Genomic DNA, 23,622 nt, shown 5'->3' on the forward strand with positions numbered 1-23,622 from the left:
GCCGTTTTCCTCAGCGGATTTTCGGCGCGCGCTTTGCCGCGCAGCCGGATCGCATAGCCGGTGACGATATGGCGACCATCGATTCAATCCGGGTCATCCGCGCCTCAACCAGGGCAAGGCGCTGCGCGATGCGCCGTGCTGATCCCGGTTGTCGATCATGAGGGCGATGCGACGGTTCTGTTGACCAAACGGGCCGAAAAGCTGCGCAACCATTCGGGGCAGTGGCCTTTCCCGGCGGCACCATCGACCGACACCGATCCAAGCCCGGAAGCGGCGGCGTTGCGCGAGACCTTCGAGGAGATCGGCCTTGGCGACGATCGCATCGAGATCATCGGCCGCATGCCCGATTACGTCGCCGGCAGCGGCTACCGCATCGCGCCGGTGCTGGGCATTGTGCGGCCGGGTTTTGAGCTGACGCTCAACACCGACGAGGTCGACGCCGCCTTCGAAGTGCCGTTGCGCTTCCTGATGGACCCGCCAACCACAAGCGCGACAGCCGCATGTGGAACGATCTCGAATGGTTCTTCTACGACATGCCTTATGGCGACCGGCGCATCTGGGGCGTCACCGCCGGCATCATCCGCACGCTGTATGAAAGGCTTTATGCGTGAGTGTCTCGATCGCGGGCAGGGCCGACTGGCTCACCGACAAGCATCTGCAGCGCCTGCTGGCCGCACTGGCCGAGGGCGGCGAAGAGGCGCGTGTCGCGGGCGGCGCGGTGCGCAACACGCTGATGGGCCAGCCGGTCGCCGATATCGACATCGCCACCACTTGCCTGCCGCAGGAAACCATCCGCCGCGCCGAGGCTGCAGGTTTCAAGGCGGTGCCGACCGCATCGAGCATGGCACGATCACGGTGGTCGCCGGCGGCAAGCCCTATGAAATCACCACCTTGCGCGCCGACATCGAGACCGACGGGCGGCGCGCCAAGGTGTCGTTCGGGCGCGACTGGAAGCTTGACGCCGAGCGGCGCGATTTCACCATCAACGCACTCTATGCTGAGGCCGACGGCAGGGTTGTCGACCTGGTCGGCGGCATCGCCGACATCGAGGCACGACGGCTGCGCTTCATCGGCGACCCGGAAGCGCGCATCCGTGAGGACTACCTGCGCATCCTGCGCTTCTTCCGCTTCTTCGCCTGGTATGGCGATGGCCGGCCGGATGCCGAGGGCTAAAGGCTTGCGCGCGGCTGAAGGAGGGGCTCGCCCAACTTTCGGCCGAGCGCATCTGGTCGGAATTGAAAAAGCTTTTGTCGGCGCCTGATCCCTCGCGGGCGCTGCTCTGGATGCGGCAGGCCAGCGTCTTGACGGCCGCACTGCCGGAAAGCGAGAAATGGGGCATCGACGCGATCCACGGGCTGACCAGGGCCGAGAAGGACCTCGGTTGGACACCCGACCCCTTGCTGCGGCTGGAAGCGATAGTGCCGCCGGACGCCGCGCGCATGAAGACGCTCGCCGAGCGCCTCAAATTCTCGACTGCTGAAGCGGATCGCCTGCGCCACTGGGCGCTTGCCACCGCTGTCGAGCCGAAGACGACCGAGGGCGAACTGGCAAAAAGGCTCTATCGCGGCGACCGGCAAGGGTTTGTCGACCGGCTCAGATTGTCGCTCGCCGGGGCACGGGCGCGCGCTGTCGAGGACACCGACGCGCTGCTTGAAGCCGGCGGCTTTTCGCGGCTGCTGGCCTTCGCTGTGAAATGGGAAAAACCGTTGTTTCCGCTGAAAGGGGCCGATCTGACGGCGCTCGGCGCAATTCCAGGGCCGAAACTTGGCGAAATCCTCAGGAATCTCGAGGCGGAATGGGTCGAAGCAGGATTTGCGTCCGATCGCGGCGCGCTGCTTGAGCGTGCCGCGGAAGCCTTGAAAGCCGGGTAAAGTATTTGTCAGCGCAATTCCTAAGGGAAAGCGCTATGCGCTTTTCCGGGAAAACCGCTGCGCAGTTTTCCCGGAATTGCTGCAAATCAGGCCGCGTCGCGGGCCTTCTCGATGCGCGAGCGGATCGCCTCGATCATCGTCTCGCGGATGACCGTCTCGCCATGCGTCTCGCGCATGTGCTCGACGGCACGGCGCATAACCTCGGCCTCCTCATCGGCACGCGTGTGCCAGTCACAGCCGGGAACAAGCGACCCGCAGTGAAATTCCTTCATGGGATTTTCTCCTTTTTCCTCCGTGGAGCCTGGTCGAGGCTCCCGCACTTTGGTCCGATTTCCAGGGTTGAATCCGCGAACCGCGAGCGGGTGGAAAGCATAACACAGATGGCGTGGTATTGGTTGCCGTCAACGGCAAAAAGGCGGAGCAGCGCTGCTCCGCCTTTTTGCGCTATCCCGAAGCAGGACCAGACACCGCCTCGTCCTGCTTTGGCGGCAGGCCATCACTTGGTGATCTTGACGGACTCGGCAATTTTTTTCTTGCCGCTCATGTCCCATGAGACGCGGACCTTTTCACCGACCTGCAGGCCAGGATCCTTGAAGGTCTTGGGAAGCGTGAAAGACGATCCGTCATCGAGGACCAGGCTCATGGCCGTTGCGTCAAAGGTCTTGATCGTTCCGGTGGTGTGCTTGACGGCGGCGAACGCCACCGAACCGGAAGCGAGAAGGGCAGCGGCGGCTGCCGAAACAATGATCTTGCGCATTGCGAAGTACTCCTGGAGAGGCGGGCATCGTTTTTTGACGAAGATGTCCCGCATCGTCTGGGCCGTCCGGTCGCGTCGGGTCGCGGCCCGCTCTTAGGCGAACCGCCGGCGCTTCCCGACCCGGCGCCACAAATAGACCAGTCTTTTCAAGAGCCTATTAGACGAAAAAGAAATTTTTCGACGCACCGCGTGCCACATTCCATGCCCATTTCGAACGAATGGGACATCAATGCGGCTCACGCCGCGCTCACCATTTTGTTACGGCCAGCGAACCTCAGGGGCAGGCTGGAGAGGATAGCCGCGACATTGCCGCCAGTCTTCAGTCCGAAGATGGTGCCGCGATCGTGAAGCAGATTGAATTCGACATAGCGGCCGCGGCGGATGAGCTGTTCGTCGCGATCGCCGTCGGTCCAGTTCTCGTTGAAGTTGGCGCGCACGAGATGGCCGTAAACGACGAGAAAAGAGCGGCCGACATCCTGGACGAAGTTGAAATCGGCATTCCAGCCGCCTCTGTCCTCGCCTGAATGCAGCCAGTCGAAGAAGATGCCGCCGGTGCCGCGCGGCTCGTTGCGATGCGGCAAATAGAAGTACTCGTCGCACCAGGCCTTGAATTTCGGGTAGTCGGCCACCGCGACGTTCTTCTCGCAAGCGAATTGCATGGCGCGGTGGAAAGCGACCGTGTCGGGGTCGTCCTGGGTGCGGCGGCTGTCGAGCACCGGCGTCAAATCGGCGCCGCCGCCGAACCATTGGCTAGATGTGACCACCATGCGCGTGTTCATGTGCACGGCCGGAACGTTGGGGTTCCAGGGATGCGCGATCAGCGAAATGCCGGATGCCCAGAAGCGCGGATCTTCCTCGGCGCCGGGCATCTGCTTTCTGAATTCGGGCGAGAACTCGCCGTAGACGGTCGAGGTGTGGACGCCGACCTTCTCGAAGACGCGCCCGTGCATCATCGACATGGTGCCGCCGCCGCCGCGGCCCTCGTCGCGTTCCCACGGCGTCTTTTCGAAACGACCCGGAGACCATGAGGCCAGCGGCCCGCCAAGATCCTGCTCGATCTGCTCGAAGGTGGTACAGATGCGTTCGCGCAGCGCCTCGAACCATAGGCGCGCCTTCATCTTCTTCTGTTCGATGTCGGCGGGCAGGCCTGCCGGTATTTCAGGTCGTTCCAAGTGCCGTCTCCGGTTGGGGCGGCGAGTCCTACAAATGACTCGTCTTTTGCCGGCGCGATCCCTAATCTCTTAGGGGACAGGGTCAAGTGTCATTACGGTGCAAGGAGTTGTTTCGTGCGCACCCCGGCAAGACCGCCGCTGGATGGCCTGAAGAAAAGGCTCGACCAAAGCCGGGCCGAACACGCGCGCATGCCGCGCGATGGTTTCCTGCGCGAGACCTTCGTGCTGCCGCGCTCCGATGCGCGGCTCAAGGCCAAGGAATGGTTCGAGCGCTTTCCCAAGCAGGCCTACTGGACCGAGATCGAAAGCTGGTTCGAGCGGCCGGGCGACCTCATCGAGTTCACCATCAGGCGGTTGCCGGCGGCGGATTGAAGCGTGGCGTGCCTCCCGACAAGGGCTCAGCCAGCAACCAGCCTTCTCGCCCCCGTGCCTTCCCTCGCCAGCCGGTCGCCCTTGTTGCGCAGCGGGCATTTGTCGATCGACATGCAGCCGCAGCCGATGCAGTCGGTCAGCCCGTCGCGCAGTTTCTTCAACTGGGCGATCTTGTGATCGAGGCCGTCGCGCCAGGCGGTCGACAGCAGGTTCCAGTCATCGCGTGTCGGCGTGCGACCCTCGGGCAGCGATGCCAGGGCCGTGCCGATTTCGGCCAAAGAGATGCCGACCTCCTGCGCCACCTTGATGATCGCCACGCGCCGCAGCACGTCGCGGCCGTAGCGGCGCTGGTTGCCCGACGTGCGGTGGCTGCGGATCAGGCCGCGGGCCTCATAGAAATGCAGCGCCGACACCGCCACCCCGCTGCGCATGGCCACCTGGCCGACCGTCAATTCCGTTACAGGCGCCATGTCTGATTTTCCGCCCCGATTTTTCTGCTTGACCTCAAGTTAAGTTGAGCTTGTAGCGAAGAAACCCTGGATGTGCAAACGAAGGAGAAGGCGATGTGCGCCTGGGTCAAGATGACGGGAGACGGAGTGCCGCTAGGTCTTGACGCAATTCCCCAGGGAAAGCGCTACGCGCATTTCCCGGGAAAACCGCTTCACACTTTTCCTGGAATTGCTTTAGCCGAGTTGCCGGATGGCTTCGCCCGCCACCATGGCGACGGACAGCGCGACGTTGATGCTGCGCGCCGCGCCCTGCATGGGGATGGTCAGCCGCGCATCCGCCGCCTGATGGACAGGATCTGGAACGCCTGCGGATTCGCGGCCGAACAGAAGGATGTCGCCATCGCCGAAGGTGAAGCTGGTGTAAGCGGTCGTGGCTTTGGTGGACAGCAGCACCAGCCGGCGCGCGCCAGTTTTGCGCCAGTCCTCGAAGGCGTGCCAGTCGACATGCCGGGTCAGGGCAGCCATTTCGAGGTAATCCATGCCGGCTCGCTTGAGCGCTTTGTCGGAGAGCGGAAAGCCGGCCGGTTCGATGATGTCGACGCCGAGCCCGAGGCACGCGGCGAAGCGCAGGATTGTCCCGGTGTTGCCGGCGATATCCGGCTGGTAGAGCGCGATGCGGAGACAACAGTTCACTTCCGCGTCCTTCTAATAAGTGGCAGATCGGCCACAGCGGGCGCGCGGTTTTGGAAATTGCTGGACCTGCGGGTGGCCATTTTCTGCGAAGTCGGGTATGTCAGCTCCATTGTCAACCCGAACCGATGGAGGGGTAATTCATGATGACCATGCACATCCAGCGCCCCTCTCGTGGGCTTACCTGCCTGCTGGCGGTTTCGGTACGACAATTCTCCTGACTCTCTAAGACTTGATCGCACCGATTCCCGCCGAAACGTTTTTTCGGCTCTCGAAGGAATCCTGCGATGTTTTTCAAAAAGTCAAAAGGGCTGAACGCCCCACCTGAACCCGTCCGGACCGATGCTTATCGTGTCTCGACCGGCGCAATGCGTGCCTCCGGCCGAATGCCGGCGGACGATATTGCTTCGCCTTTTTATCTCTATTTTCACACGGAGGACGGACCGATGTTCGATCCCTACAGAATACCGGGCTCAAGGAGCCTGCATATCCACCGACTGCCGACCTGGGCGCTGCTGATCGGCGACACCTATTCGTCGGCCGTTCACGCCGAAGTCCGCCGCCGGCCGCATCGCGGCATGCTGCCGGACGTCGATTTCTCGCGCGCGGTTCCCGACCCCAGCCGGCCGTCGCTGGTGCGCCGGATCGTCCGTTTGATCCGACCCAGCGCGAAAATCCGGATCGTGAACAGTGCGCCGTCAGGATCGTCAGGCGCGCCTGTCGGCGAAAAGCCCGCGAGCCCCTATATTGCGCGAAGCAGGGCCGACGGTCCGGATGATTCCGGACCGTCGGCCGTCGACGCCGTGGGTTCCGGAGACTTCGTACGCTCCCGTGCCGCATAAGCGGAAAACAGATTTGTGAGCATGACCTATGTTGTTGTTTAGCTGGTTTGAAAGACGGCTCGATCCATTCCCCGCGGCGGAACCGGTCGAGCCGCCCAGGACGCTTGTTGCCTTCTGCGTGCATTATACGCGCGGCGCGTGGCCCTATATCCTTCTCGACGCGGTGCTGGTGACGGCCATCGCGATCGCGGAAGTGTGGATGTTCGGCTTCCTCGGCCGCATCGTCGACTGGCTGTCGGGGCAGAATCGCGAAACCTTCCTGCAGACGGAAGCCTGGAAGCTCGCCGGCATGGCGTTCATCGTGCTGTTTGCGCTGCCGGGCACGGTATGGCTGCATTCGCTGCTCAACCAGCAGACGCTGATGGGCAACTATCCCATGCGCATCCGCTGGCAGGTGCACCGCTATTTGCTCAAGCAGTCGATGAGCTTCTATCAGGACGAGTTCGCCGGCCGCATCGCCACCAAGCTGATGCAGACGGCGCTTGCCGTGCGCGAATGCGTCATCAAGCTGATCGATGTCCTGAACTACGTCATCGTCTATTTCCTTGGCATGCTGGTCATCGTCGGCTCGGCCGACTGGCGGCTGGCCGCGCCGCTCGGCGTCTGGCTGGTCGGCTACATCCTGTTGCTGCGCTATTTCATCCCGAAGCTGGGCAAGGTCGGCGAGGAGCAGGCCAATGCGCGCTCGACCATGACCGGCCGCGTTGTCGACAGCTACTCCAACATCCAGACGGTCAAGCTGTTCAGCCACGCACGCCGCGAAGCGTCGTTTGCGCGGGAAGGCATGGCCGGCTTCCTGCAGACAGTCTACCGGTCGATGCGGCTGGTGACGGTGCTTTTCGGCCTGCTCTACATCATGAATTCGCTGCTGCTGTTTTCGGTCACGGCGATGGCGCTGTGGCTGTGGCTCGGCCAGTCGGTGACGATCGGCGCGGTCGCGGTGGTCATCGGGCTGGTGCTCAGGCTGTGGGGCATGTCGCAATGGATCATGTGGGAAATGTCGGGCCTGTTCGAGAATATCGGCACGGTGCAGGACGGCATCGCCTCGATCTCGTTGCCACGCCTGGTCGAGGACAAGCCGGCGCGAAGGACATCGCCGTTTCCAGGGGTGAGATACGCTTCGAGGACATCCGCTTCCACTATGGCAAGCAGAAGGGGGTGATAGAGAACCTGTCGCTGGCGGTGAAGCCGGGCGAGAAGGTCGGCATCGTCGGCCGCTCCGGCGCCGGCAAATCGACGCTGGTCAACCTCCTGCTGCGTTTCTACGACCTGGAGAGCGGAAAGATCCTGATCGACGGCCAGGAAATCGCCGATGTGACACAGGATTCGCTGCGCGCCCAGATCGGCATGGTCACGCAGGATACCTCGCTGCTGCATCGTTCGGTGCGCGAGAACATCCTCTATGGCCGGCCCGATGCTTCAGAAGAACTGCTTGTCGAGGCAGCGGGGCGCGCCGAGGCGCTGGACTTCGTATCAGGGCTTTCGGACGCCAAGGACCGTAAGGGCTTCGATGCCCATGTCGGTGATCGCGGCGTCAAATTGTCCGGCGGCCAACGGCAACGCATCGCCATTGCTCGCGTTATGTTGAAGGATGCACCCATACTTATCCTTGACGAAGCGACCTCGGCGCTTGATTCCGAAGCCGAGGCGGCGATCCAGGAGAATCTCTACAAGCTCATGCAAGGCAAGACCGTCATCGCCATCGCGCACCGACTGTCGACCATCGCCGCGATGGACAGGCTGGTGGTGATGGACAAGGGCCGTGTCATCGAGGAAGGTTCGCACGAAGAACTCGTCGCCAAGGGCGGGCTCTACGCGCAGCTCTGGCAGCGCCAGTCGGGCGGGTTCCTGCTCGACGAAGGCCCAGCCGCCGCCGCCAATGACGCACTTGCAAAGGGGCAAGCCGCAGAATGATGGCCGCCGCATGATGACAGCCGTCTATCGCTGGTTCGAGAACTGGGTCTATCCGTTCAGGGAGCCGGCGAATCTTCGGCCACCGACCAGCGTCGGCGGCTTTCTCTGGCACTATGTCGGCCAGGCGAAGTTCGCCTTCTTCGCCATGCTGGTCATCGGCGGCATCGCGCCGCTGGTCGAGGCCGGCCTGTTCTACTTCGTCGGGCGGCTGGTCGATATTCTCGACCAGCTTCCCGCCGAGCGCAGCTGGCACGCTTTGTGGAACGCCGCAGGCTCTGAACTGGTGTTCATGATTGCGGTGGTGCTGGTCATCCGCACCATCGTCGTCGGCCTTTCGGCGCTGGTCGACGAACAGACGATCACGCCCGGCTTCTACAATCTGGTGCGCTGGCAGGCGCACCGGCATGTGTCGCGCCAGTCCTACGCCTTCTTCCAGAACGATTTCGCCGGCCGCATCGCCACCAAGGTGTGGCAGGCCGGGCAAGCGACCGGCGACCTGATGGAAAGCTTCATCGAGGTCGTCTGGTTCATGGTCGTCTACACGGTGACGACGCTGGCGCTGGTCGCCGGACTGGATCTCAGGCTGGCGGTGCTGGTGGTGATCTGGATTTCCGCCTTCGGCTGGCTGGCCAAGCTCTATCTGCCGGCAATCCGCAAGCATGCCGAGGAAACCGCCGAGGCCGGCTCGATGATCACCGGCCGCATCGTCGATTCCTATTCCAACGTACAGACGCTGAAACTGTTTTCGGCCGACGGCGACGATCGCTACATCAAGAACGGCTTCGACATCTATCTCGACGCGCTGCGTCCGTTTACCCGTCGGCTGACCGGCGTGCGCATGGCGCTGACGACGCTGTCGGGCATCATGATCACGGCGATCGGCTGTTTTGCCGTCTATCTCTGGGTCGAGGGCTCGATCACCGTCGGCGCGGTCGCTTTCACCCTGTCGCTGGTGCTGCGGCTCAACATGCTGCTCGGCCGGCTGATGATGCAGCTCAACAGCATCTTGCGAAACCTCGGCGTGCTGGAAAATTCCAAGGCGCTGATCTCGCAGCCGCTCGGCCTCACCGATGCGCCCGACGCAAAGGAGCTCGTGGTGGCAGGCGGGCGTATCGAGGTGAAGAACGTCGAGTTCCACTACGGCAAAGGATTCGGCGTGCTGAACGGCATTGACCTCGTCGTGCGGCCGGGCGAGAAGGTCGGACTGGTCGGACCGTCGGGCGCAGGCAAGACGACCCTCGCCAATCTGATCCTGCGCCTCTACGACCTCGAGAGCGGGTCGATCACCATCGACGGCCAGGATGTCGACAAAGTTACGCAGAATTCGCTGCGCGCCAATATCGGCGTCGTCAGCCAGGACACGGCCCTGTTCCATCGTTCGCTGCGCGACAACATCAAGCTCGGCATGCCTGACGCGACCAATGCCGAAGTGATCGCGGCGGCGAAAAAGGCCGAGGCGCACGAGTTCATCCTGACCTTGCGCGACAACAGGGACCGCGCCGGCTACGAGGCTTTTGTCGGCGAGCGCGGCGTCAAACTGTCGGGCGGCCAGCGCCAGCGCGTGGCGATCGCCCGCGTCTTCCTCAAGGACGCGCCGATCCTGATCCTCGACGAAGCGACCTCGGCACTCGATTCCGATATCGAGGCGGCGATCCAGGAGAATCTGACGCGGCTGATGGAAAACAAGACGGTCATCGCCATCGCCCACCGTCTGTCGACGATCGCAGCACTCGACCGGCTGGTGGTGCTCGACGGTGGCCGCATCGTCGAGCAAGGCACGCATGACCAACTGGTGGCGCTCGACGGGCTTTACGCGCGGCTGTGGAAGCGGCAGTCCGGCGGTTTTCTCTACCACGAGGACAGCGTGCTCGGAGAGACACGCCCGGCGGAGTAGCTCCATGGGCGGGTCGCCAAGTGTCAGCCCGGAGGTCGGCTATGTGCTCAAGCGGCTCCGGCCAACCATTTCGGCCTTCGACGCGCTGAAGGAGGAGAGCCGGCTGGAAGGCTACTGGATGCTAGTGCGCCTGGCGGATGGCTGGGCAAGCGGCCGCAACAAGTTCCTGAAGCGCGGCGAGGCGCTGTACGGAGCCTGGCATGGAAGGGAACTCGCCGGCGTGTGCGGGCTGAACATCGATCCTTATTTCGAGGGCAGGGACCACGGCCGGGTCCGGCACCTGTTCGTCAGTGCGCGTCACCGTCGCACCGGCCTTGGCCGGATGCTGGTCGGGACCGTTATCGACAGGACCCGTCACCATTTCGCCGTGCTGAACACCCGCGCGCCGCAAGAAGCCTTCGGTTTCTATGAACGGCTTGGCTTTCAGCGCGTGGAAGGCGAAGAGTTTGTCACACACCGCATGATTTTCGGGAAAGGGGGCTGACATGTCCTTGCGTCCGCCATCTCATCTTGCCGGCGCTGCCGCTGCCGAAGCCGCCTTCGACGCGCTCGGCCATGAAATATTGGCGGAGAAGGCGGCCGCGCTCGGCCGTGCCGGCCAACGGGTCGAGGAAACGCTGGCCAGGCTGCGCGACAATGCCGACGAGCAACTGCGCCCCCGGCTGCTCAAGGATGCCGCCGAGGCGGTGCATGGCTATTTCATCCAGCGCGAGCTGTGCGGGTTGCGCAAGCACGATGCCGTCATTCGCGAATACAGCATCCCAAAGGCGGTGCTGGCCAGGCTCGGAGCGAAATAGGGATCACTCCAGCCATTCGGTAATGAAGCTGCCGTTCTCGTGGATGTCGGTCGTCTCCAGCGGGCCGGGCCGAGATTGGTGAATTTGTGCGGCGTGTGGGGCGGCACGATGACAATCTGGCCGGCCGAGGCCTCGAGCTCCTTGTCGCCGACGGTGAACAGGCCGGTGCCCTGACGGATGATGAAGATCTCCGCGTAGGGATGCGTGTGCAGCCGCGGGCCGCCGCCGACATCAGGCAGGTAGTTAAAGATCAGGCAGGAGTTGGAGCCGTAGGCGCCGCATTGCAACTCGCCCTTCCAAAGGTCGGAGCCAACAGCCCAGGTGTCGCGGTCTATGATGTGTGCCATGGCTATCTAGCCCTTCGCGGGTATCCAGGGATTGAAAAGCTTCACCCTGGTGCCCTCAAAATCCTTGGTATTGCGTGTCACGACCGTCAAATTATTGACGAGCGCGGTGGCGGCAATGAGGGCATCACGCTCCGGCTTCGGATCGGGAACGTGGAGGTTTGCGCAACGCACGACAACGGCCGTGTCTATGCTCAGTATCCGGTCGTCAAACTGTGGAATCAGTATCTGATCCAGCCACTCACGGTACATGGCGGCCTGGCGGGGATCCTTCTTCGACAAGAGCAACGTTCCGATTTCGAGTTCCAGGATCGAAATGACCGACATGAAAAAGCTGGCGATGTCGTGAGTCTCTGACCAGGCTAAAACGTTGCGATCGGTCTTGTCCCGACGACGCAGATTCGAAACGACATTGGTGTCGAGAATGAACATCAGTCGAGTTCGGGAACCTTGAAAAACGGCCCTTCCAGGCGAGGTGGTTCCCAATCGAAATCTGCTTCGGGGCGATCGTCGGCGATCGCGTCCGCGAGGCTTCTCGGCTTCTTCTCCAAACGCTGATATTCCTCCATAGACATCAGTACATGGGAAGGCTTGCCGCGGTCGGTGATGATAACCGGTCCGTTCCTGGCAGCCCGCTTGGCAAGCGCCGTGTCCTGGTTGAATTCACGGCTCGACATGATGGTGACCGTCTTCGTCGAGATGTTCATTTCAGCACCTCCATTCGGGAGATGTAGACATATTGCTACATTCAGCCAAGCACGTCAAATTCATCGCTGTGCGGAACACCCGCGACAATCTGCCCTTGTGCCTTCACCCGTCTGGACAAAAACGGGCTTCACGCATAAACCGAAGTCCAAATGCCGGAGGAATTCGCAAGCCTGTTCGCCATGCGCTGTCGGGTTGGCGTAATTGAGCGGGGAACAAGGCTCAGCCACCGGCACGGAAGAGGCGAAAGGATCAGGCACCCGTGAGCGCAACCGACATCCAGGATCCCAACCGTCGTGATTTTCTCTACGTCGCCACCGGCATGGCCGCAGTGGTCGGCGCGGGGGCCTTCGCGTGGCCGTTCATCGACCAGATGCGCCCCGACGCCTCGACGCTGGCGCTCGCCTCGGTCGAAGTCGACGTCGCCTCGCTGACACCGGGCATGTCGCTGATCGTCAAGTGGCGCGGTAAGCCGGTCGTGGTGCGCAACCGCACCGAACAGGAAATGAAGGACGGCGAAGCGGTCAAGCTGGGCGACCTCAAGGATCCGATCGCCCGCAACGCCAACCTGCCGGCCGATGCGCCGGCGACCGACGCCAACCGCACCACGCCCGGTAAGGAAGCCTGGATGGTGATGGTTCAGGTCTGCACCCATCTCGGCTGCATTCCGCTTGGCCAGGAAGGCGATTTCGGCGGCTGGTTCTGCCCATGCCATGGCTCGGTATACGACACGGCCGGACGCATCCGCAAAGGCCCGGCGCCTGAGAACATGGCAGTGCCGGTATTCAAGTTCATTTCCGATACCAAGATCCTTATCGGTTGAGGCAGGGGACATTTCGATGAGCGAGGGACACTCGACCTATACGCCCAAAACCGGTCTCGGACGCTGGTTCGACGCCCGCATGCCGCTGCCGCGGCTGGTCTATGACAGCTTCATCGCCTATCCGGTGCCGCGCAACCTCAACTATGCGTGGACCTTCGGCGGCATCCTGGCAATCATGCTGGTGGCGCAGATCCTGACCGGCATCGTGCTGGCCATGCACTACACGGCCGACACCAATCTCGCCTTCGGCTCGGTCGAGAAGATCATGCGCGACGTGAATTCGGGCTGGCTGTTGCGCTACATGCATTCGAACGGCGCCTCGTTCTTTTTCGTCGCCGTCTACATCCACATCTTCCGTGGCCTCTATTACGGTTCCTACAAGGCGCCGCGCGAGCTGCTGTGGATCCTCGGCTGCATCATCTACCTGCTGATGATGGCGACCGGATTCATGGGCTACGTGCTGCCATGGGGGCAGATGAGCTTCTGGGGCGCCACCGTCATCACCGGCTTCTTCAGTGCCATTCCGCTGGTCGGCGACTGGATCCAGCAGCTGCTGCTCGGCGGCTTCGCCGTCGACAATCCGACGCTGAACCGCTTCTTTGCCCTGCATTACCTGCTGCCGTTCATGATTGCCGGCGTTGTCGTGCTGCATATCTGGGCGCTGCATGTCGTCGGTCAGTCGAACCCGACCGGCATCGAGATCAAGTCGAAGACTGACACCGTCGCCTTCACCCCCTACGCGACCATCAAGGACGCGTTCGGCATGATCGTGTTCCTGTTCTTCTTTGCTTATTTCGTCTTCTACCTGCCGAATTATCTCGGCCATCCCGACAATTACATCGTCGCCAACCCGCTGAAGACGCCGGCCCACATCGTGCCCGAATGGTACTTCCTGCCGTTCTACGCCATCCTGCGCGCCATCACCTTCAATGTCGGGCCGATCAACTCCAAGCTCGGCGGCGTGCTGTGCATGTTCGGCGCCATCGTCATGCTGTTCCTGGTGCCGTGGCTCGACACTTCGAAGGTGCGCTCGGCGGTCTACCGGCCCTGGTACAAGCTGTTCTTCTGGCTGTTCGTGGCCGATGCCATCCTGCTTGGCTGGCTGGGCTCGCAGCCGGCCGAAGGCAGCTATGTGTTCATGGCGCAGATGGCGACACTGGTCTACTTCGCCTTCTTCCTGGTCGCGCTGCCGGTGCTCGGCCTGATCGAGACGCCGCGACGGCTGCCCAACTCGATCACCGAGGCGGTGCTCGAGAAGAACAAGGGCGGGGGCGGACATCCGGCAGGCGCCACGGCCGCGCCAGAGACCAAGGGCTGAGCATGATCCCGAAAAGTGGGAACCGGTTTTCGGACAAGATCATGCTCAAACAGGAAGACAGAGCGGTAGAGAATCTAAGGGGATTTGGCATGAAAAAGATTCTCACCTCGCTGGCGCTGGTCGGCCTCGTGGCCGTCGGCATCGGGTCGGCGGGCACTTGGGCGATCGCCGCCGAAGAGGCGCACAACGCCGCCGCGCCGACGCATTTCCCGATCCACGAGCCGAAGGAAATGAGCTGGAACTTCACTGGCCCGTTCGGCACCTATGACAAGGCGCAGCTGCAGCGCGGCCTCAAGGTCTACAAGGAAGTCTGCGCGGCCTGCCATTCGATGAACCTGGTGGCGTTCCGCACGCTGTCGGACCTCGGCTATTCCGATGCGCAGATCAAGACGCTGTCGGCCGAGTACACCATCCATGACGGCCCCAACGATGCCGGCGACATGTTCGACCGTCCCGGCAAGCCGTCCGACCATTTCCCGGCACCGTTCGCCAACGAGGAAGCAGCCGCTGCCTCCAATGGTGGCGCTGCACCGCCCGACATGTCGCTGCTGGCCAAGGCGCGCGGTATCGAGCGCGGCTTTCCGCAATTCGTCTTCGACATCTTCACCCAGTATGACGCGGGCGGCCCCGACTACATCCACTCGCTGCTGACCGGCTACGACGAGACACCGCCTGCCGGCATGGTCATCCCGGAAGGCACCCACTACAACCCGTACTTCATGTCTGGCGTGTCGCTGAAAATGCCCAAGCCGCTGTCCGACGGCCAGGTGACCTATGATGACGGCGCGCCGCAGACCGTCGACCAGTATTCTCGCGACGTCTCCGCCTTCCTGATGTGGGCGGCTGAACCGCATATGGAAGACCGCAAGAAGACGGGCTTCCGCGTGCTGGTGTTCCTGCTTTTGTTCGGCGCGCTGGTCTATCTCACCAAGCGCAAGGTGTGGGAAGGCGTGGCCCACTAAACCGGGCCGAGCCAAAGGATTACAAAAGGGCGCTTAGAAGCGCCCTTTTTGCTGAGGCGGGCTGGGATTTCAGCCCGGTTGTCAGGTGCAGTCTTGTCGAACAAGCCCGTTGGCAGGGAGACATCTGATTGATATTCGACGCAGGAAACGGCGGCGAAGGGCTCGCTCCGAAATGGCATTTGGAACTCGATGATGCGGCTCAGCGACTGTCACAACTTTTCCGATTTCCGCCGCATGGCGCAGCAGCGGCTGCCGGGGCCGATCTTCAATTACATCGACGGCGGGGCGGACGATGAGGTCACCTATCGCCGCAACACCGAAAGCTTCGAGACCTGCGACCTGGTTCCCAACGTGCTGCGCGGGGTGAGCGAGGTCGACATGTCGGTGACGGTCATGGGCCAGAAGCTGGCAATGCCGTTCTATTGCTCGCCGACCGCCTTGCAGCGCCTGTTCCATCATCAGGACGAGCGCGCGGTCGCCAAGGCCGCCGCCAAATATGGCACCATGTTCGGCGTCTCCTCGCTTGGCACCGTCAGCCTCGAGGAAGCGCGCAAGATCAGCAGCAGCCCGCAGGTCTACCAATTCTATTTCCACCGGGATCGCGGCCTCAACCGGGCGATGATGCAGCGGGCAAAGGCGGTTGGCGTGGAGGTGATGATGCTGACCGTCGACAGCATCACCGGGGGAAACCGCGAGCGCGACAAACGCACCGGCTTTGCCATTCCCTTCAAGCTCAACCTGGCCGGAATGGCGCAGTTCGCGCTCAAGCCGGCCTGGGCGATCAACTATTTCACCCATGAAGGGTTCAAGCTGCCGCAGCTCGACGAGCACGTCGACATGGGCGGCGGCACGATGTCGATCAGCCGCTACTTCACCGAGATGCTCGACCCGTCGATGACGTGGGACGACGTCGCCGAGATGGTCAAGCTGTGGTCGGGTCCGTTCTGCCTCAAGGGTGTCATGTCGGTGGAGGATGCCAGACGCGCCGTCGACATCGGCTGCAGCGGCATTGTGCTGTCGAACCATGGCGGCCGGCAGCTGGATGGTTCGCGGGCGGCGTTCGACCAGCTTGCCGAGATCGTCGATGCGGTCGGCGACAGGATAGACGTCATCATGGATGGCGGCGTGCAGCGCGGTACGCATGTGCTGAAGGCACTGTCGCTCGGCGCCAAGGCCGTCGGCGTCGGCCGCTATTATTTGTTCCCGCTCGCGGCGGCCGGCCAGCCCGGCGTCGAACGGGCGCTTGAGCAGATGCGGGTCGAGATCGAACGTGGCATGAAGCTGATGGGCTGCAGTTCGATCGAACAATTGTCGCGCAACAACCTCCGATTCAGGTAATCTCGAACCATGAAATCCTCGCTCGAAGACACGTTGCTTGCCGCGATCCGCACCATTCCGGACTATCCCAAACCCGGCATCCTGTTTCGCGACATCACCACGCTGCTCGGCAATGCGCGCGCCTTCCGCCGCGCCATCGACGAGCTTGTGCATCCTTATGCCGGCCAGAAGATCGACAAGATCGCCGGCATCGAGGCGCGCGGTTTCATCCTTGGCGGCGCCGTTGCCCATCAGCTCTCGGCCGGTTTCGTACCGATCCGCAAGAAGGGCAAGCTGCCTTTCGAGACGGTGCGTGTCGCCTACAGCCTGGAATACGGGCTGGATGAGATGGAGATGCACAAGGACGGCGTTTCGCCCGGCGAGAAAGTGATCCTGGTTGACGATTTGATCGCCACCGGCGGCACCGCGGAAGCCGCGGTCAAGCTGTTGCGCCAGATCGGCGCCGACATCCTCGCCGCCTGCTTCGTCATCGACCTGCCGGACCTCGGCGGCCGCGCCAGGCTGGAGGCGCTTGGCGTGCCGGTCAGGACGCTGATTGGGTTTGAGGGGCATTGAGACCGGTTTGCCGAGGGCAAATTGAAAGGTCCAGTGGACCTTTCAAAGGGCTCCAACGTCCGGAGCGATAGCGAAGGGCCGGGAAGGCAACGCGAGACACCAGCGCTGGCGCCGCCCCTCATCCGCCCTTCGGGCACCTTCTCCCCGTAAACGGCATATGCGCTAAGATAGGTGTTGCAGTGGGGAATCGGTTGTGATTCTACGCTGCGATGACTCACGAATCGCTTGTAGATGACGGCTGGGCCGAGACGATTGAGCTCCTCGGCGGTGAAGAGTTGATTGCAGGGAGTGCCCGCGAGACGAAGGCGTTTCTGCGGCCGCGGGGCGTCAGGTCGGCTACTGATCTGTTGCGCCTGACACTGGCTTACTGCCTTGGCAAGGTGGGCATGCGGGGCGTCGTGGCCTGGGCGGCGGCAAGCGGGATCGCCGACATCTCGGACGTGGCGTTGCTCGGCCGGCTGCGCAATGCAGGGCCGTGGCTGCAGCAGTTGATCGGGCACCTTTTGAAGCGCGAGGAGGAAGGCTTGCCTAAGGGCCGGCTGATCCGCATCCTCGATGCGACATCGGTTGCCAAGGCGGGTGTGCATGAGAAGAAGAACAATGGCCTTTGGCGTATGCACTGCGCCTTCGATCTTGAGCGCGAGCAGTTCGATTTCCTCGAGATCACCGACCAGAGCGAGGCCGAGCTGATCGACCGCGTGCCGGTGGTGCCGGGCGAGATCCGCATCGGCGACCGCGCCTATCTGCAGGCCGAGCGGATCGCAAAGGTCATGGCGCAAGACGGCGACGTTGTCGTGCGCGCGCCGTGGAAGAATGTGCGATGGCTCGACGCCAACGGCAAGGCGTTCGATCTCATCGGCCACCTGAAGAGCTGCCGGGAGGAGGTCATCGAAACGCCTGTCTGGCTGGGCCTCAAGAAGGGCGAGCCCCTGAAGATGCGCCTGATCGCCTTGCGCAAATCCGAGGCTGCGACACAAGAAGCGCGGCGCAAAATCAACAAGGAAGCCAAGGCCAAGGGCAAGCAGGTTCAACCGGAGACGCTGATTGCCGCCGGCTTTGTCATCCTTGTGACCTCGCTTGACCAGGAGGAGTTTCCCTCCGGCACAGTTCTCAAGCTCTATCGCATGCGCTGGCGCATCGAGCTCGCCTTCAAGCGTCTGAAGAGCCTGATCGGACTGCGCGCGCCTCCAGCCAAAGACCCAAGGATCGCAAAGCCTTGGATTCTTGCCCACTTCCTCATCGCGCTTGTGACCGAACCCCTTTCGCAGGAGTTGGGTGTCTCTCCCCTTGAGCGACGGGCGCCCGCTGCTGTGGCGCGCCACCCGCCAGATCGTCGCCTCTCTGATCGCAGCGATCTTTGCTCAACCTCCCTTGGCAGCCCTGCGCCAAAATCTCCATGCCTTGCGACATCGATGGCGTGAGCCACCACGAAAGCGCAAATTTCAGTCCATGCCGAAGCTATCTTAGCGCATATGCCGTAAACGGGGCGAAGGAAGAACCTACTCAGCCTTCACCAGCACGGCGCTCTCGAACTCCAGCACCTTGTCGCCGGTCGGATCGGAAGCCTCGCATCGCAGCGCCAGCAGCCGCCAGCCGGGGCGTGAGGCGATCGGGCGGTGGGACAGTGCGGTGCGTGTGAAGGTGATGGTTTGCCCGGCATAGACCGGCTTCAGCCATTTCAGGTTCTTGAAGCCGGGCGAGGGGCCGAATTCCGGCACCGGGCCGGGGCCGCTCCATGCAGCGACCTCGGCGTCCATGCGGTTTTCGAGATTGAGTTTCATCCAGGTCGCCGCGGTGTGCCAGCCGGATGCGCAGAGCCCTCCAAGCACGCTTTTCTTCGCGGCTTCCTCGTCGATATGGAAGATCTGCGGGTCGTATTTGCGGGCGAAGGCCTTGATCGCCTCGGGCTCGAATGTGTGCGAGCCAAGCGCCACGGTGGTGCCGATGCGGAAGAACTCGTCCAGTGTCATGCAGGGATCCCCGCGGCATCGCGCGTGAGGAACATGACGGAATTCTCGAGCTCGAAGACGCTCTCGCCACGCTGGTTGAACAGTTCGCTGCGCATGGTCACGAAGCCGAGTTGCGGCTTCGATTTCGACAGGCGCTTGGCAACAACCACCAGGGTGCCGGTGAGTTGGTCGCCGGCCAGGACCGGCTTCTTCCATTTGACCTGATCGACGCCGGGCGCGCCCTGGCAGGTCGAGTCCAGCAGGAAGGCATCGCACAGCATGCGCATGAACATGGCGCAGGTGTGCCAGCCCGAGGCCGCCAGCCCGCCAAGGATGCTGGCCTTGCCGGCCTCTTCGTCGAGATGCATCGACTGCGGGTCGAATTCTCCGGCGAATTCGACGATCTCGGCGGCGCTGACCACCTTCGAGCCAAGATCGAGCGACGCGCCCTCGACGAAATCCTCATAGGCCCAGCTTTTTGGTTTTGCAGTCATGGTCTGAAATCCGGCTCACGAACCTGCGATCCCTCAGGATCGAGGGTTTCCGGATGCAGGCCGCAGCGCATTTGGTCAAGAGATTTCTATAGCGCCACGTCGTGGCTGCATGGCCTTTGGCGGGCGGATCAGAGCCAGCCGCGGCGGCGGAAATACCAGAAGGGCAGGATCGCCGACAGCACCATCATGGCAATGGCGAAGGGATAGCCCAGCTCCCATTTGAGCTCGGGGATGACGTCGAAGTTCATGCCGTAGATCGAGGCAACCAACGTCGGCGGCAGGAAGATGACGGCGGCGACCGAGAAGATCTTGATAATGGCGTTCTGCTCGATCGAGATCATGCCAAGCGTCGCGTCGAGCAGGAAGGAGATCTTCTGCGACAGGAAGGTGGCGTGGTCGGCGAGCGACAGCACGTCGCGCGACAGCGTCTTGATGCGCGCCTTGGTGTCCTTGCTCATCTTGGTGCGGGTCGAGGCATGGGCGAAGAAGCCGGCCAGGCGTTGCAGTGAGATCAGGCTGTCGCGGATCGAAGACGCGATATCCTCCTTGCGGCCGATGGCTTTCAGCAGTTCCTGGAAGTCGCGGTTGCGCTTGGAAACCTTGGTCGAGGTTGCCTGGAAGATGTCACGCGAGATCGCCTCGATGTCGCGGCCGGCGCGCTCAAGGATATCGGCGAGACGGTCGACGATCGCCTCCAGCAACCCGATCAGGATCGTGTCGCCGCTGGTGCAGCCGGTCGCCACCTTCTCGGCGCGCTGTGGAAAGGTCTTGAAGGCTTTCGGTTCGTGATAGCGCACGGTGATCAGCCTGGTGCCGGCGAGCACGAAGGTTACCGGCGACATCAGGGGGTCGTCGATCTCGGTCTGGGCGGGCAGGGTGGCGGTCATGAAATAGGCGCCGTCCTCGACATAGAGGCGGCTCGAAATCTCGATCTCCTCCATCTCCTCGCGCGTCGGAATGGCAACGCCGAGCCAGCTCTCGATCGTCGCTTCCTCGTCCTTTGTCGGGTTGAACAGGTCGGCCCAGACGATGGTCTCGCTGGTTGCCAGGAGATCGTCGACAGCGCGCAGGCGATCATTGTCCACGACGAAGGCCTTGATCATCGCCAGATCTCCCTGCCAGATTAAAGGGGTGCGTTCGAATTGACGCGTGGTGTCGGATTGCACGGTTCTTCAGCGTGTGCGCCGACCGTGCGTCTGCCGCTTAGACCTGTGGCATGACAAAATCAAGACAAGTGGCTATCCGCGGATGGCCGCCGGCACACTCGGAAGCACTCGTCGAGAAAACTTCGCCGACAGCTTGCCGGGATGTTTCGGATACCCGCCCCCTTGAGGCATCAGGTGTTGAACTTGAACAGCAGGATGTCGCCGTCCTGGACGACATATTCCTTGCCTTCGTCGCGGGCCTTGCCGGCTTCCTTGGCCGCTACTTCGCCGCCCAGTGTGACGAAGTCGTTGTAGGCGATGGTCTGGGCGCGGATGAAGCCGCGCTCGAAATCGGTGTGGATGACGCCGGCCGCCTGCGGTGCCTTGTCGCCCTTGTGCACGGTCCAGGCGCGCGTCTCCTTCGGCCCGACGGTGAAATAGGTAATGAGGTGCAACAGCTCGTAGCCGGCGCGGATGACCTTGTTCAGGCCAGGCTCATCGAGGCCGAGCGAGGACAGGAATTCCATCTCTTCCTCGTCCGAGAGCTGCGCGACCTCGGCTTCGATCGCGGCCGAGATGACGACGGTGCTGGCGCCTTGCGCCGCAGCCATCTTCTCCACGGCCTTGGTGTGCTCGTTGCCGGTGGCGGCGTCGGCTTCGGTGACGTTGCAGACGTAGAGGACCGGGTGCGAGGTCAAAAGGTTGAGCCCCTGCAGGATGCGCAAATCTTCCGCCGAAATGCCCTTGAGCAGGACGCGGGTCGGCTTGCCTGCTTGCAGCAGTTCGAGCGCTGCCTCCATCATCGGCAGTACGGTGGTGGCTTCCTTGTCCTTGCTGCCGGCACGCTTGCGGAATTGCACGATGCGGCGCTCGAGGCTGTCGAGGTCGGCGAGCATCAGCTCGGTTTCGACCGTCTCGGCATCGGCCACCGGGTCGATGCGGCCCTCGACATGGGTGATGTCGTCATCCTCGAAGCAGCGCAGCACATGCACGATGGCGTCGACCTCGCGGATGTTGGCAAGGAACTGGTTGCCCAGCCCTTCGCCCTTCGAGGCGCCGCGCACCAGACCGGCAATATCGACGAAGGAGATGCGGGTCGGGATGATCTCCTTCGACTTGCCGATTGCCGCGATCTTCTGCAGGCGCGGATCGGGCACCGCCACCTCGCCGGTGTTCGGTTCGATGGTGCAGAACGGATAGTTGGCGGCCTGCGCCGCCGCCGTCCTAGTCAGCGCGTTGAAAAGCGTCGACTTGCCGACGTTGGGCAAGCCAACGATGCCGCATTTGAAACCCATTTTTGTCCGGTCCTATCGGGAAAATAGAAATTTGATCAGGGCTATGGGCGATAGGGGTGATCAACGTCAAGCCCTGTGGCGCCGATCCGGCTCAGTCCTTGCCGCCGAAAAGCTTCTTCAGCATGGCGGCCATCGGCCCGGTCTCGGGGAGCTTGGCGGGCGCCTGTTGCGGGCGGGCCTGGCGGATGTGACTTTGGGCTTTCGGGCTCTGCACTTTTGGCGCCTTGGGAGGCGGTCGGTTGTCATCGCCTGTCGGCACCAGCTTGTCGCGCAAGGCCAGCGTCACGCGGTTCATGAAGGAATTGTCGTCGCCCTTGGCCAGCAATCCGGCGTCGCCGGCGATGGCGTCGAGCAGGACATCCAGCCATTCGCGGTCAGCCTTGGCAAAGTCGCCAAGCACATGGCCATGCACCATTTCCTTGACGCCGGGATGGCCAACACCGATGCGCACGCGGCGATAGGCGTTGCCGACATGCTGGTCGAGCGAGCGAATGCCATTGTGGCCGCCGGAGCCGCCACCGACCTTCACCCGCAGCTTGCCGGCGGCAAGGTCGATCTCGTCATAGAAGACGGTGAGCGCCTCGGGGCGAGCTTGTAGAAGCGCAGTGCTTCGCCGACCGCTTGGCCGGACAGGTTCATGAAGGTCTGCGGTTTGATCAGGACGATCTTTTCGCCGTCGAGCGTGCCTTCAGAAATCAGGCCCTGGAATTTCTTCGACCAGGGCGAAAAGGAATGGCGGCGGGCGATTGCGTCCGCCGCCATGAAACCGACATTGTGTCGATTGTCAGCATATTTCGCGCCCGGATTGCCGAGGCCTGCAAAGACAAGCGCTGTCTTCTCTGGCATCGTCTGCTCCGGGCGGGAAAGAGTTACTTCTCTTCGGCGGCAGGAGCCGCTTCAGTGCAGCCGCTTCAGCCGTCTCTTCCGTCTCCGGCTTCATCGCCGACGAACCGGCAATGGTCGCGATGGTGAAGTCGCGGTCGGAGATCACAGGCTTCACACCAGCCGGCAGCGTAACCGCCGAGATGTGGATCGAGTCGCCAATGTTGGCGCCGGTGAGATCAACGGTGATGAATTCCGGGATCGCATTGGCCGGGCAGTGGAACTCGACTTCGTGGCGCACGATGTTGAGCACGCCGCCGCGCTTGATGCCGGGCGACTTGTCCTCGTTGATGAAGTGGACAGGCACGTCGACATTGACCTGGGTGTCCTTGCCGATGCGCAGGAAGTCGACATGGACAGGGAAATCCTTGACCGGGTCGAGCTGGAAGTCCTTCGGCAGGACCTGGATCTTCTTACCGTCGACATCGATCGTGGCGATCGTGGTCAGAAACCCGCCGCCATGGATCTTGTAGTAGATGTCCTTGTAGGTGAGCGCGATAGCCAGGGAGGCTGCTTGTCACCATAGATTACTGCAGGCACTTTACCGTTGCGGCGAACTGCACGGGCGGACCCCTTACCGACCTGTTCGCGTGCTTCGGCCTTGAGCTCGTAAGTGTCGTGGCTCATGGCATTTCCTTTCGGTTTGTTCTGGAGCGCTCACGGTTGGCAAAGTGCTGGACCGTAAACGTCGAAAGCCGCCGGGTGAGGCGGCCTTCCGCCGCGTTGCCTCCAAGGTGTCTACGCGGGTGGCGGCTCTATAGCGGAAGGCGGCCGGAGGTGCAAGCCAAAGGCACCTCCGCCGGCGCACAGTCCAAGTCGGGCGCTATCCGCGCTTTTCGATGACGGCATACAGGACGTTGTGGTTCTCGCCAAAGAACACCTGCGCCTCGACGGCGTTGCGGTCGACGCTGCATTGACGATGTTCCACATGTCGAACCTCCGACCGCAGCAGCAACACCCAGGTCCATGATCGTCTCCCGTACCTCGGCGTCGGATTGCCCTCGCGTAGTTCGCGAACAGGAATGTTCCATTCGGCTTCAACATCTGCAGGCAC

21 protein-coding genes and 8 pseudogenes are annotated in these 23,622 nt (G+C 62.4%); 14 read left to right on the forward strand and 15 right to left on the reverse strand.

Annotation, left to right across the window (positions count from 1 at the left end; all coding sequences use genetic code 11):
* Positions 1-135: 135 nt before the first annotated feature.
* Positions 136-318 (forward strand): annotated as a pseudogene (locus ACFOJ9_RS38635) (NUDIX domain-containing protein); the annotation flags it as partial.
* Positions 319-607: 289 nt separating this feature from the next.
* Positions 608-1,871: pseudogene (locus tag ACFOJ9_RS38640) on the forward strand (CCA tRNA nucleotidyltransferase).
* A gap of 86 nt (positions 1,872-1,957) precedes the next feature.
* Here the strand turns inward: ACFOJ9_RS38640 and ACFOJ9_RS38645 are convergent.
* From ACFOJ9_RS38645 to hemF, 3 genes and pseudogenes are all read right to left on the reverse strand, one after another.
* A complete protein-coding gene (locus tag ACFOJ9_RS38645) occupies positions 1,958-2,143 on the reverse strand; it encodes a DUF1059 domain-containing protein (RefSeq protein ID WP_109659722.1) in 186 nt (61 codons plus the stop codon).
* 224 nt (positions 2,144-2,367) lie between these two features.
* Positions 2,368-2,628, reverse strand: coding sequence for a DUF1344 domain-containing protein (locus ACFOJ9_RS38650; RefSeq protein ID WP_378982190.1), 261 nt, complete (start codon positions 2,626-2,628; stop codon positions 2,368-2,370).
* Positions 2,629-2,886: 258 nt separating this feature from the next.
* Positions 2,887-3,800 (reverse strand): annotated as a pseudogene (gene hemF, locus ACFOJ9_RS38655) (oxygen-dependent coproporphyrinogen oxidase).
* Positions 3,801-3,914: 114 nt separating this feature from the next.
* On the opposite strand from hemF, the gene ACFOJ9_RS38660 reads away from it, so the two are divergent.
* Positions 3,915-4,172: a hypothetical protein gene (locus ACFOJ9_RS38660; protein WP_027039410.1), complete on the forward strand. Its 258-nt coding sequence runs from the start codon at positions 3,915-3,917 to the stop codon at positions 4,170-4,172.
* Between the two features lie 26 nt (positions 4,173-4,198).
* Here ACFOJ9_RS38660 and soxR read toward each other — a convergent pair whose 3' ends face one another.
* Both soxR and ACFOJ9_RS38670 read right to left on the reverse strand, forming a co-directional pair.
* Positions 4,199-4,642 carry a redox-sensitive transcriptional activator SoxR gene (soxR, locus tag ACFOJ9_RS38665; RefSeq protein ID WP_352627586.1) on the reverse strand — a complete coding sequence of 148 codons (444 nt, stop codon included), beginning with the start codon at positions 4,640-4,642 and terminating at the stop codon, positions 4,199-4,201.
* A 213-nt stretch (positions 4,643-4,855) separates the two neighbouring features.
* Entirely contained in the window at positions 4,856-5,314 is a 459-nt protein-coding gene (locus tag ACFOJ9_RS38670) for a tRNA (cytidine(34)-2'-O)-methyltransferase (protein ID WP_378982186.1), read from the reverse strand.
* Positions 5,315-5,757: 443 nt separating this feature from the next.
* On the opposite strand from ACFOJ9_RS38670, the gene ACFOJ9_RS38675 reads away from it, so the two are divergent.
* From ACFOJ9_RS38675 to ACFOJ9_RS38695, 5 genes and pseudogenes are all read left to right on the forward strand, one after another.
* Entirely contained in the window at positions 5,758-6,153 is a 396-nt protein-coding gene (locus ACFOJ9_RS38675) for a hypothetical protein (protein WP_378982184.1), read from the forward strand.
* A gap of 28 nt (positions 6,154-6,181) precedes the next feature.
* A pseudogene (locus tag ACFOJ9_RS38680) lies at positions 6,182-8,067 on the forward strand (ABC transporter ATP-binding protein).
* Positions 8,068-8,077: 10 nt separating this feature from the next.
* Positions 8,078-9,961 (forward strand): ABC transporter ATP-binding protein, encoded by a 1,884-nt coding sequence (locus ACFOJ9_RS38685; RefSeq protein WP_378982180.1) that lies wholly within the window; start codon positions 8,078-8,080, stop codon positions 9,959-9,961.
* Positions 9,962-10,004: 43 nt separating this feature from the next.
* Complete coding sequence (locus ACFOJ9_RS38690) at positions 10,005-10,445, forward strand: GNAT family N-acetyltransferase (protein WP_378982178.1); 441 nt, start codon at positions 10,005-10,007, stop codon at positions 10,443-10,445.
* Between the two features lies 1 nt (position 10,446).
* Positions 10,447-10,758 carry a DUF6665 family protein gene (locus tag ACFOJ9_RS38695; RefSeq protein ID WP_378982176.1) on the forward strand — a complete coding sequence of 104 codons (312 nt, stop codon included), beginning with the start codon at positions 10,447-10,449 and terminating at the stop codon, positions 10,756-10,758.
* A 3-nt stretch (positions 10,759-10,761) separates the two neighbouring features.
* On the opposite strand, the pseudogene ACFOJ9_RS38700 reads toward ACFOJ9_RS38695, so the two are convergent.
* The 3 genes and pseudogenes from ACFOJ9_RS38700 to ACFOJ9_RS38710 form a co-directional block, all read right to left on the reverse strand.
* Positions 10,762-11,105, reverse strand: a pseudogene (locus tag ACFOJ9_RS38700) (cupin domain-containing protein).
* Positions 11,106-11,111: 6 nt separating this feature from the next.
* Entirely contained in the window at positions 11,112-11,534 is a 423-nt protein-coding gene (locus ACFOJ9_RS38705; RefSeq protein ID WP_378982172.1) for a type II toxin-antitoxin system VapC family toxin, read from the reverse strand.
* Complete coding sequence (locus tag ACFOJ9_RS38710) at positions 11,534-11,809, reverse strand: type II toxin-antitoxin system Phd/YefM family antitoxin (protein WP_378982170.1); 276 nt, start codon at positions 11,807-11,809, stop codon at positions 11,534-11,536. The genes ACFOJ9_RS38705 and ACFOJ9_RS38710 overlap by 1 nt, the downstream gene beginning before the upstream one ends.
* 260 nt (positions 11,810-12,069) lie before the next feature.
* On the opposite strand from ACFOJ9_RS38710, the gene petA reads away from it, so the two are divergent.
* The 6 genes from petA (at position 12,070) to ACFOJ9_RS38740 (ending at position 18,224) form a co-directional block, all read left to right on the forward strand.
* Positions 12,070-12,630, forward strand: a complete 561-nt coding sequence (gene petA, locus ACFOJ9_RS38715) for a ubiquinol-cytochrome c reductase iron-sulfur subunit (RefSeq protein ID WP_378982168.1) — start codon at positions 12,070-12,072, stop codon at positions 12,628-12,630.
* A 16-nt stretch (positions 12,631-12,646) separates the two neighbouring features.
* A complete protein-coding gene (locus tag ACFOJ9_RS38720; protein ID WP_378982166.1) occupies positions 12,647-13,948 on the forward strand; it encodes a cytochrome b in 1,302 nt (433 codons plus the stop codon).
* 89 nt (positions 13,949-14,037) lie between these two features.
* Complete coding sequence (locus ACFOJ9_RS38725) at positions 14,038-14,910, forward strand: cytochrome c1 (RefSeq protein WP_378982164.1); 873 nt, start codon at positions 14,038-14,040, stop codon at positions 14,908-14,910.
* A 192-nt stretch (positions 14,911-15,102) separates the two neighbouring features.
* Positions 15,103-16,248, forward strand: coding sequence for an alpha-hydroxy acid oxidase (locus ACFOJ9_RS38730; protein ID WP_378982162.1), 1,146 nt, complete (start codon positions 15,103-15,105; stop codon positions 16,246-16,248).
* 9 nt (positions 16,249-16,257) lie between these two features.
* Positions 16,258-16,803, forward strand: a complete 546-nt coding sequence (locus ACFOJ9_RS38735) for an adenine phosphoribosyltransferase (protein ID WP_378982160.1) — start codon at positions 16,258-16,260, stop codon at positions 16,801-16,803.
* 209 nt (positions 16,804-17,012) lie between these two features.
* A complete protein-coding gene (locus ACFOJ9_RS38740) occupies positions 17,013-18,224 on the forward strand; it encodes a transposase (protein WP_378988421.1) in 1,212 nt (403 codons plus the stop codon).
* A 78-nt stretch (positions 18,225-18,302) separates the two neighbouring features.
* Here ACFOJ9_RS38740 and ACFOJ9_RS38745 read toward each other — a convergent pair whose 3' ends face one another.
* The 7 genes and pseudogenes from ACFOJ9_RS38745 to ACFOJ9_RS38775 form a co-directional block, all read right to left on the reverse strand.
* Complete coding sequence (locus ACFOJ9_RS38745; RefSeq protein WP_378982158.1) at positions 18,303-18,773, reverse strand: MaoC family dehydratase; 471 nt, start codon at positions 18,771-18,773, stop codon at positions 18,303-18,305.
* Positions 18,770-19,246 carry a MaoC family dehydratase gene (locus ACFOJ9_RS38750; RefSeq protein WP_378982156.1) on the reverse strand — a complete coding sequence of 159 codons (477 nt, stop codon included), beginning with the start codon at positions 19,244-19,246 and terminating at the stop codon, positions 18,770-18,772. The genes ACFOJ9_RS38745 and ACFOJ9_RS38750 overlap by 4 nt, the downstream gene beginning before the upstream one ends.
* A gap of 128 nt (positions 19,247-19,374) precedes the next feature.
* Positions 19,375-20,349: a magnesium/cobalt transporter CorA gene (corA, locus tag ACFOJ9_RS38755; protein ID WP_378982154.1), complete on the reverse strand. Its 975-nt coding sequence runs from the start codon at positions 20,347-20,349 to the stop codon at positions 19,375-19,377.
* Between the two features lie 233 nt (positions 20,350-20,582).
* On the reverse strand, positions 20,583-21,686 hold the full coding sequence (gene ychF, locus ACFOJ9_RS38760; RefSeq protein WP_378982152.1) for a redox-regulated ATPase YchF: 1,104 nt from the start codon (positions 21,684-21,686) through the stop codon (positions 20,583-20,585).
* A gap of 91 nt (positions 21,687-21,777) precedes the next feature.
* Positions 21,778-22,532 (reverse strand): annotated as a pseudogene (gene pth, locus ACFOJ9_RS38765) (aminoacyl-tRNA hydrolase).
* Positions 22,533-22,555: 23 nt separating this feature from the next.
* Positions 22,556-23,195, reverse strand: a pseudogene (locus ACFOJ9_RS38770) (50S ribosomal protein L25/general stress protein Ctc).
* 196 nt (positions 23,196-23,391) lie between these two features.
* Positions 23,392-23,622 (reverse strand): annotated as a pseudogene (locus ACFOJ9_RS38775) (hypothetical protein); the annotation flags it as partial.

Source organism: Mesorhizobium cantuariense (genome assembly GCF_042647205.1).
Classification (GTDB): domain Bacteria; phylum Pseudomonadota; class Alphaproteobacteria; order Rhizobiales; family Rhizobiaceae; genus Mesorhizobium; species Mesorhizobium cantuariense.

Coding starts and splice junctions, on each gene's coding strand:
- ACFOJ9_RS38645 (WP_109659722.1), bottom strand. CDS start 2,143: ATGAAGGAATTTCACTGCGGGTCGCTTGTTCCCGGCTGTGACTGGCAC.
- ACFOJ9_RS38650 (WP_378982190.1), bottom strand. CDS start 2,628: ATGCGCAAGATCATTGTTTCGGCAGCCGCCGCTGCCCTTCTCGCTTCC.
- soxR (WP_352627586.1), bottom strand. CDS start 4,642: ATGGCGCCTGTAACGGAATTGACGGTCGGCCAGGTGGCCATGCGCAGC.
- ACFOJ9_RS38675 (WP_378982184.1), top strand. CDS start 5,758: ATGTTCGATCCCTACAGAATACCGGGCTCAAGGAGCCTGCATATCCAC.
- ACFOJ9_RS38685 (WP_378982180.1), top strand. CDS start 8,078: ATGATGACAGCCGTCTATCGCTGGTTCGAGAACTGGGTCTATCCGTTC.
- ACFOJ9_RS38695 (WP_378982176.1), top strand. CDS start 10,447: ATGTCCTTGCGTCCGCCATCTCATCTTGCCGGCGCTGCCGCTGCCGAA.
- ACFOJ9_RS38705 (WP_378982172.1), bottom strand. CDS start 11,534: ATGTTCATTCTCGACACCAATGTCGTTTCGAATCTGCGTCGTCGGGAC.
- ACFOJ9_RS38710 (WP_378982170.1), bottom strand. CDS start 11,809: ATGAACATCTCGACGAAGACGGTCACCATCATGTCGAGCCGTGAATTC.
- ACFOJ9_RS38720 (WP_378982166.1), top strand. CDS start 12,647: ATGAGCGAGGGACACTCGACCTATACGCCCAAAACCGGTCTCGGACGC.
- ACFOJ9_RS38725 (WP_378982164.1), top strand. CDS start 14,038: ATGAAAAAGATTCTCACCTCGCTGGCGCTGGTCGGCCTCGTGGCCGTC.
- ACFOJ9_RS38730 (WP_378982162.1), top strand. CDS start 15,103: ATGCGGCTCAGCGACTGTCACAACTTTTCCGATTTCCGCCGCATGGCG.
- ACFOJ9_RS38735 (WP_378982160.1), top strand. CDS start 16,258: ATGAAATCCTCGCTCGAAGACACGTTGCTTGCCGCGATCCGCACCATT.
- ACFOJ9_RS38740 (WP_378988421.1), top strand. CDS start 17,013: ATGACTCACGAATCGCTTGTAGATGACGGCTGGGCCGAGACGATTGAG.
- ACFOJ9_RS38745 (WP_378982158.1), bottom strand. CDS start 18,773: ATGACACTGGACGAGTTCTTCCGCATCGGCACCACCGTGGCGCTTGGC.
- ACFOJ9_RS38750 (WP_378982156.1), bottom strand. CDS start 19,246: ATGACTGCAAAACCAAAAAGCTGGGCCTATGAGGATTTCGTCGAGGGC.
- corA (WP_378982154.1), bottom strand. CDS start 20,349: ATGATCAAGGCCTTCGTCGTGGACAATGATCGCCTGCGCGCTGTCGAC.
- ychF (WP_378982152.1), bottom strand. CDS start 21,686: ATGGGTTTCAAATGCGGCATCGTTGGCTTGCCCAACGTCGGCAAGTCG.